Origin of the sequence: Bacillus sp. 5mfcol3.1, assembly GCF_900114335.1 — a bacterium.
Lineage (GTDB): Bacteria > Bacillota > Bacilli > Bacillales > Bacillaceae_G > Bacillus_A > Bacillus_A thuringiensis_S.
This window is the reverse complement of sequence record NZ_FOST01000005.1, coordinates 134257-141524: the sequence shown is the minus strand read 5'-3', so window position 1 is coordinate 141524 and position 7268 is coordinate 134257. Positions and strand designations below refer to the sequence as shown.

The window sequence follows — 7268 nt, the reverse complement described above, 5'->3', positions numbered from 1 at the left end:
GGTAACGGTTCTGGTGGCAGTGGCTCTGGCGGCAATGGTTCCGGCGGTAACGGTTCTGGTGGCAATGGCTCTGGTGACAATGGCTCTGGTGACAATGGTTCTGGCGGCAGTGGCTCTGGTGACAACGGTTCCGGCGGTAATGGTTCTGGTGGTAGTGGCTCTGGCGGCAATGGTTCCGGTGGTAATGGTTCCGGCGGTAACGGTTCTGGTGGCAATGGTTCCGGTGGTAACGGTTCTGGTGGCAATGGCTCTGGTGACAATGGTTCTGGCGGTAACGGTTCTGGTGGCAGTGGCTCTCAAGGTGGCAATCGTGTTAAAGGTGATAGCAGTTCTCAAGGCGGTAATGGCTCTCACGGCGGCAATCGTGTTAAAGGCGATAGCAATTCTCAGAAGGGCAACGGTTCTCAAGGTGGTAATGTAAAAGATAATACAAAAAAACAAGGTGATAAATTACCTAATACTGCAACGCATTACCCTATATCTATTTTAATGGGTCTTTCAACATTCCTAATTGGTATGTTACTGTTTATTCGTCGTAAAAACGTAAAATAAGAACAACATCCTTCCATCTAAAGAATACATGAAATACTGTATAAAACCAAAAAGGGCTTTGGATTGCATTTTATTATGCAGCCCAAAGTCCTTTTTATCCCCTATCAAAAGAGTATTAATATGCTTTTCCCCAATACACCATTTGTTTAGCTTCTTTACCACAACAAATACATTCTTCAGCTAAATGCTCTTGCTCAAAAGGCATACAACGTGAAGATACTCCCACCTCTTCTTTTAGTTTCTCTTCACAAGCCAATTCCCCGCACCACATCGCTTTAATAAAGCCTTGCTTTTCGTCAGCTACTTTTTTCATCTCTTCGAAATTTGTCACAGCATACGTATTCTCATCGCGAAATGCTTTTGCTTTATTAAATAAAGCAATATGAATTTCTTCAAGTAATGCTGGAATACGTTCTTCTAATTGATCCATTGGTACAAACTCTTTTTCCTTCGTATCTCTTCTTACAAGTACAACTTGATTCTTTTCAATATCTTTAGGGCCAACTTCTAATCGAATTGGAATACCCTTCATTTCATACTCATTAAATTTCCAACCAGGCGTTTTATTACTAGCATCTATTTTTACTCGTGCAACCTTTTGAATATGTCCTTGTAACTCTGTTGCTTTTGCTAAAACTCCTTCTTTATGCTGAGCAATTGGTACAATAACAACTTGCACTGGAGCGACTTTTGGTGGCATTACAAGTCCATTATTATCGCTATGAACCATTATTAGCCCGCCTATCATTCTTGTTGATACACCCCAAGATGTTTGGTGCACATATTGCCATTTACCGTTACGATCTAAAAACTTAATATCAAATGCTTCTGAGAAATTCGTCCCAAAGTTATGAGATGTTCCTGTTTGAAGCGCTTTTCCATCATGCATTAAACTTTCAATTGTATAAGTTGCCTTTGCTCCAGCAAACTTCTCTTTTTCTGTTTTTTGTCCTTTAATAACTGGTATCGCTAAATAATCCTCACAGAAAGAAGCATATAAGTTTAAAATATTTAATGTTTCAGCCTGCGATTCTTCTGCCGTTTCATGGATTGTATGACCCTCTTGCCATAAAAATTCAGTCGTACGAAGGAATGGTCTAGTTGTCTTCTCCCAACGAACTACTGAACACCACTGATTATATAACTTTGGCAAATCATTATAGGATTGCACAATTTTTGAAAAGTGCTCACAGAATAAAGTTTCAGATGTAGGACGTACACAAAGTCTTTCCGCTAACTTTTCATCCCCGCCATGTGTAACCCATGCTACTTCAGGAGCAAATCCTTCAACATGATCCTTCTCTTTTTGCAATAAACTCTCTGGGATAAACATTGGCATATATACATTTTCATGGCCAGTTTCTTTTAACTTCTCATCCATCACCTTCTGCATATTCTCCCATAAGGCATAACCATACGGACGTAAAATCATGCACCCTTTTACACTTGAATAATCAACAAGTTCGGCTTTTTTTACAATATCGGTATACCACTGCGCAAAGTCCTCTTCCATCTTCGTAATGGCTTGCACTTGTTCTTTTGCCATAGTCAGTCTTCCTCCTTCTAGAAAATACAAAAAAGCCCGCGTCCCTAAATAGGGACCGAGCTTTGCCGGCGTTACCACCCTGATTCATGCACAAAAATTGCGCATGCTCTCTTTTTGATAACGGGAAATTCCCGCTGCATATGCAGAACTCAAAGGCAGGTTCCATATTGCCTTTTTAAGAATCTTTCAGCCTGGCGGATTCTCTCTCTGCTAAAAAGGTTGAATATGTACTAGTCCTTTTTCATCGTTATAACGAAATAAATTTGTTGATTATCATAATACAAATTCTTTTTTAAAACAATAGCTAATTTTCTTATTATTATATATTCTTTTCATTTTTTACAGTTTTATACGTAGCTTTTTCGAGAGATTTTTACAAGTTGATGTGCAATCATACCAATAAGTGTACCTAGTAGAACGAAGAAACCAATAAATCCATATCCCATTCCTTCCCACCCACCAATAACCATCATGGTAACAGGAAATGATGCTAAGCAAAGAAGTATTACAATCAGTGCAAATATAATATCAAACTGTTTGTCTGGAAAACGTTTCTTTAGTAAATATGAAATAGCAAATACAAGGAGAATTGTGATGCCACCAATGATGTAAAATATACCGAATCCATCTAACCAGTCCATACTATTCCCTCCGTCCATAGATTCCCTTATACTTATTATATGTTTAATTTTTCTGAAAATAAACAATAAATTTTATTCAGAAACATATTTTTATTACTAGGTATTAATAGTAATATATAAGAATAGGTTTTATATAATTAGGAGGATTACTTTATGGATAAAGCATTAACGAATCGTGTCATTATTTTATCATTCGACTGTTTATCAGCTTTAGATTTTCCTATACTACAAAAACTACCTCATTTCCAATCTCTAATAAAAAAGGGCACGGTTGTCGAAAAAGTAGAACCAATTTATCCTTCTGTAACATATCCAAGCCACTCAACAATCGTAACCGGTAATTACCCTAACAAGCACGGTGTTGTTAGTAATACGTTACTTCAACCAGGACGTGAATCACCTGATTGGCATTGGTACCGAAAATCGATAAAAGGAACAACATTGTATGATGAAGCGCGTAAAGCAAATTTAACGACAGCTGCCCTTCTATGGCCTGTTACTGGGAGAGCAAACATTGATTACAATTTACCAGAAATTTTCCCCAATAGACCTTGGCAAAATCAAGTGTTAGTTTCCTTATTTAGCGGTAGCCCACTATACCAATTAGATTTAAATCTTCGTTTCGGCCATATAAGAAATGGTTTATCACAACCAGAGCTGGATGATTTCGTCCTCGCCTCTGCTGTACACACCATTCAGACGAAAAAGCCTAATGTTATGTTCGTACATTTCACTGATTTAGACACGCAAAGACATTATCATGGCTTTGAATCTAACGAAACAATAGCTGCAATTCATAGACATGATGAGCGGCTCGGGAAAATTATTCAAACTTTAAAAGACAGTGACCTATACGAAGAGAGTACAATTATCGCTCTTGGTGACCATAGCGCTTTAAGTGAAAACAAAGCGATTCAATTAAATGTGCTATTCCAACAAAAAGGCCTCGTATCTATAAATAAAAAAGGGCTATTAGTAGATTGGAAGGCCTATTGTCAAAGTTGCGACGGGTCTGCCTATGTATATGTGAAAGACAAAAATGATACGGATACAATTCGAGAAGTACAACTACTCCTTGAAGAACTGCTGCAAAATAAACAGAATGGAATTGAATTTATACTTCATGATGAAGCTGCGAAAGACTGCGGTGCAGATGGTAATTGTTTATTTATGTTAGAAGCGCAAGAGGGGTATTATTTCACTGAAAACTATACAGGAGATTTTATAAAAGAAATTACTGAAAAAGATGTTACTCCTAGTAAAAAATATACATTTGGTACGCATGGATACTCTCCAACAAAACCTAACTATGAAACAATTTTTATCGCTGCTGGAAAAGGAATAAAAACCGGCGTTACCGTCCCGTATATGAGACTTATTGATGAAGGTCCAACTATCGCTAGACTACTCGGTTTACACTTAGGCGAAACAGACGGATCAATTGTAGAGGATTTACTCCAATTGTAAAGAACTGTGTATATATGTAAAAGTTCTGTAAAAATCATCACTGTTTCTCTTTTTATAATTTTTATTTTTGTACACTGTTAGTAGAACAAATTTAAGGGGGAACACTATATGAAAAAAATGTCCAGACAAGAAAAAAGCTGGATATTATACGATTGGGCGAACTCGGTATATTCGCTCGTCATTACAACTGCATTATTTCCAATTTACTTTAAAGCAGCTGCAAAAGAAGCCGGGCTATCTGGTGCTACTTCAACAGCATATTGGGGATATGCAAACTCGTTCGCTACACTTTTAATTTCTATACTTGCTCCTATTCTCGGCACAGTTGCTGATTATAAAGGATTTAAAAAACGATTTTTCACATTCTTCTTTGGACTTGGTATCGTATTTACAAGTATGTTAGCAGTCGTTCCAACATCTCAGTGGTACTTATTATTAGGATGCTATATGCTCGCCTTAGTTGGTTTTGCTGGAGCCAACATTTTCTATGATGCATTTTTAGTAGATGTCACTTCTGAAGATAGAATGGATCGAATTTCTACAAGAGGTTTCGCTTTAGGCTATATTGGGAGTACTATTCCTTTTATCGGTTGTATCGCTCTTATTATTCTTGCTCAAAAAGGAACTATCCCTTTATCAGTTGGCATTGCTAGTCAAATTTCATTCGCGATAACTGCTCTTTGGTGGGGGTTATTTACAATTCCAATGCTTAAAAACGTAGAGCAAACACACTATATTGAGCGTCATCCAAGACCTATTAAAATGAGCTTCAAACGTCTTGCTGATACTTTTAAAAATATTAAAGAATATAAAACTGTATTTATGTTTCTAATTGCTTACTTTTTCTATATTGACGGAGTCGATACAATTATTACTATGTCTACAGCTTACGGAACCGACCTCGGTATCAGTGCAACGAATCTATTAATCATATTATTTGTAACACAAATTGTCGCTTGTCCATTTGCGTTACTATACGGAAAACTATCTGAAACATTTACTGGTAAAAAAATGTTATATGTCGGTATCATTATTTATATCATTATTTGCACATATGCTTATTTCTTAAAAACGACACTTGATTTTTGGATTTTAGCAATGTTAGTTGCTACATCTCAAGGTGGTATTCAAGCACTAAGTCGTTCATACTTTGCAAAACTAGTACCAAAAGAATCTGCTAATGAATTCTTCGGATTTTATAATATATTTGGGAAGTTTGCCGCAATTATGGGTCCGGTATTAGTCGGTGTTACAACGCAATTAACAGGAAAAACAAACGCTGGTGTTCTTAGTATTATTGTTCTGTTTATTATCGGAGGATTCTTACTAACTAGAGTTCCAGAAAATAATACATCCGTTACACCACCTAGTCCAAAGACTAAAACGCTCTAAAAAAAGATTCTCTTCTCATAAGAAGAGGATCTTTTTTATTTTTAAAGGTGCGCCTTATAATGAACGACTCTACTGCTTGTACAAAAATAATTTATCAACAGTTGTTCCTAATACTTCAGCTAAGCGGAATGCTAACGCTAAACTTGGATCATATTTATTATTCTCAATTGCATTTATCGTTTGTCTAGAAACCTTACATTTATCAGCTAATGCGCCTTGTGAAATATTATTTTCAGTGCGTAATTCATAGATTTGATTTTTCACACCATTGCTCCTAACCTGTAAAATCGTTTTTACAACATCAGTATATAATTGGCTCATATAGTTGTCAAAAGTTCCTCAAAGAAAAAGGGAGCAATATTGCTCCCTTACAATAGTTATTTTGAAGCTAATGAATTTGTTAGTGCCTCTTTATTAGCGATATCTTCTTTCTTTATTTGCATACGTAGAACTGGCCCTATCGCTAATAAAATAAGTGCCATTGCTATACAAAACACAGTAACTAGCGAAGTTAGTTCCTTTAATCCTCCAGCTAATGAAGTTCCAATTAGCATTGCCCCCATAAACAGTGGTAAAATCGTCCCATTTACTCTTCCAACCATATTTTCTGGTACAAGTTGAATCATAAGCGTACCGACAACAATATTAACACAAGCTAAACAAATACCTGTTCCAAATCTCATGAAACTAGTAATCCAAAATGATGTAGATAGCCCTTCTACTAAAAACGAAATCGCTAATATACCCATACCGAATACAAACATCTTTTTCGGATTCACTTTTGAAGCGAAAACTGCAGCAACAATACCACCAAGTAACATACCTATTCCATCAGCTGCCGCTAAATATTGAACAGCTTCTTTTTCCATGCCTAAACGTTCAATTACAAGGAATACTTCTAATGGATTCGTTAATCCAACAGCTAAACCCATAATTGTAAAAGTAATCGTAATCATACGTAAATTTTTCGTATGAAGAACATACTTCCAACCTTCTTTTATATCATTTTTTAATGAATCTCTCGCCACTTGCTCTTTTTCAACCCATTTTGGTAAAAATGAAAGGGCGATAGCAGATAACAAAAATAAAATGATTAAGCTATATAGTGACGTAAATAAACCAAGTTGTGTATACACAAGCGATCCTACCACTGGCCCAAAAATTAGAAATAATGACTGTAATGTTTGGTTAAATGCAATCGCATTTGCTACCTGTTCTTCTTTTACATAGCGCTTAAATATACGCGAAGATGAGGGCTGAGAAAACTGACCTACAATCGCGGAAATGAGTGTTGCAAAAAATATAGCCTGCCAATAATCCAGCTTTAACAACAGGACAATTCCTATAATAGACAGTACACTCAACACATCTCCAGCGACCATTGTTCTTTTCGGATTCCAACGATCTGCTAATGCACCACCAATGAACGAGAAAATAAAGATAGGTGCATACTCCATGACAGATAATAGAGACACTGAAACTGGATCATTATTTGTCCGCTCCATTATGAAATATAAAAGAGCCATATTTCTGATCCAAATTGCAAATTGTTGTAAAATATCAGATGCCATAACGAGCATAAATGCTCGGTTTTTAAATAAAGCTTTCACTTTCATTCCCCTTCCATAAACCGACCGTTCGGTCTAATTTGTTTTGTAAGAAAAGCAACT

The 7268-nt window shown here is 36.4% G+C and carries 7 protein-coding genes and 1 other annotated feature; of the genes, 3 read left to right on the top strand and 4 right to left on the bottom strand.

All coding sequences use genetic code 11. From position 1 onward, the window contains the following. A partial coding sequence (locus tag BM089_RS23365) for an LPXTG cell wall anchor domain-containing protein (RefSeq protein ID WP_139213325.1) occupies nt 1–552 on the top strand: 552 nt, incomplete at its 5' end. A gap of 115 nt (nt 553–667) precedes the next feature. Here the strand turns inward: BM089_RS23365 and proS are convergent. Further along, nucleotides 668–2098 (bottom strand): proline--tRNA ligase, encoded by a 1431-nt coding sequence (gene proS / locus BM089_RS23360; RefSeq protein ID WP_090978240.1) that lies wholly within the window; start codon nt 2096–2098, stop codon nt 668–670. A 47-nt stretch (nt 2099–2145) separates the two neighbouring features. Continuing rightward, nucleotides 2146–2352 (bottom strand) — a binding site (T-box leader). 93 nt (nt 2353–2445) lie between these two features. Continuing rightward, nucleotides 2446–2739 (bottom strand): YesK-like family protein, encoded by a 294-nt coding sequence (locus BM089_RS23355; protein WP_000383860.1) that lies wholly within the window; start codon nt 2737–2739, stop codon nt 2446–2448. 153 nt (nt 2740–2892) lie between these two features. Between BM089_RS23355 and BM089_RS23350 the strand changes: the two genes are divergently transcribed. Together BM089_RS23350 and BM089_RS23345 are read left to right on the top strand one after the other, a co-directional pair. Continuing rightward, nucleotides 2893–4206 (top strand): alkaline phosphatase family protein, encoded by a 1314-nt coding sequence (locus BM089_RS23350; RefSeq protein WP_090978238.1) that lies wholly within the window; start codon nt 2893–2895, stop codon nt 4204–4206. A 108-nt stretch (nt 4207–4314) separates the two neighbouring features. Next, entirely contained in the window at nt 4315–5598 is a 1284-nt protein-coding gene (locus BM089_RS23345) for an MFS transporter (RefSeq protein WP_000738820.1), read from the top strand. Between the two features lie 69 nt (nt 5599–5667). Here BM089_RS23345 and BM089_RS23340 read toward each other — a convergent pair whose 3' ends face one another. Beyond that, nucleotides 5668–5919 carry a helix-turn-helix transcriptional regulator gene (locus tag BM089_RS23340; RefSeq protein ID WP_002023181.1) on the bottom strand — a complete coding sequence of 84 codons (252 nt, stop codon included), beginning with the start codon at nt 5917–5919 and terminating at the stop codon, nt 5668–5670. A gap of 56 nt (nt 5920–5975) precedes the next feature. After that, the gene (locus BM089_RS23335) at nt 5976–7208 is read right to left on the bottom strand and encodes an MFS transporter (RefSeq protein WP_000645358.1); all 1233 of its coding nucleotides are present in this window, start codon (nt 7206–7208) and stop codon (nt 5976–5978) included. Nucleotides 7209–7268 lie beyond the last annotated feature (60 nt).

What these genes read in the sequence shown, in the direction of transcription:
- proS (WP_090978240.1), bottom strand. Translation starts at nt 2,098, where the DNA reads ATGGCAAAAGAACAAGTGCAAGCCATTACGAAGATGGAAGAGGACTTT.
- BM089_RS23355 (WP_000383860.1), bottom strand. Translation starts at nt 2,739, where the DNA reads ATGGACTGGTTAGATGGATTCGGTATATTTTACATCATTGGTGGCATC.
- BM089_RS23350 (WP_090978238.1), top strand. Translation starts at nt 2,893, where the DNA reads ATGGATAAAGCATTAACGAATCGTGTCATTATTTTATCATTCGACTGT.
- BM089_RS23345 (WP_000738820.1), top strand. Translation starts at nt 4,315, where the DNA reads ATGAAAAAAATGTCCAGACAAGAAAAAAGCTGGATATTATACGATTGG.
- BM089_RS23340 (WP_002023181.1), bottom strand. Translation starts at nt 5,919, where the DNA reads ATGAGCCAATTATATACTGATGTTGTAAAAACGATTTTACAGGTTAGG.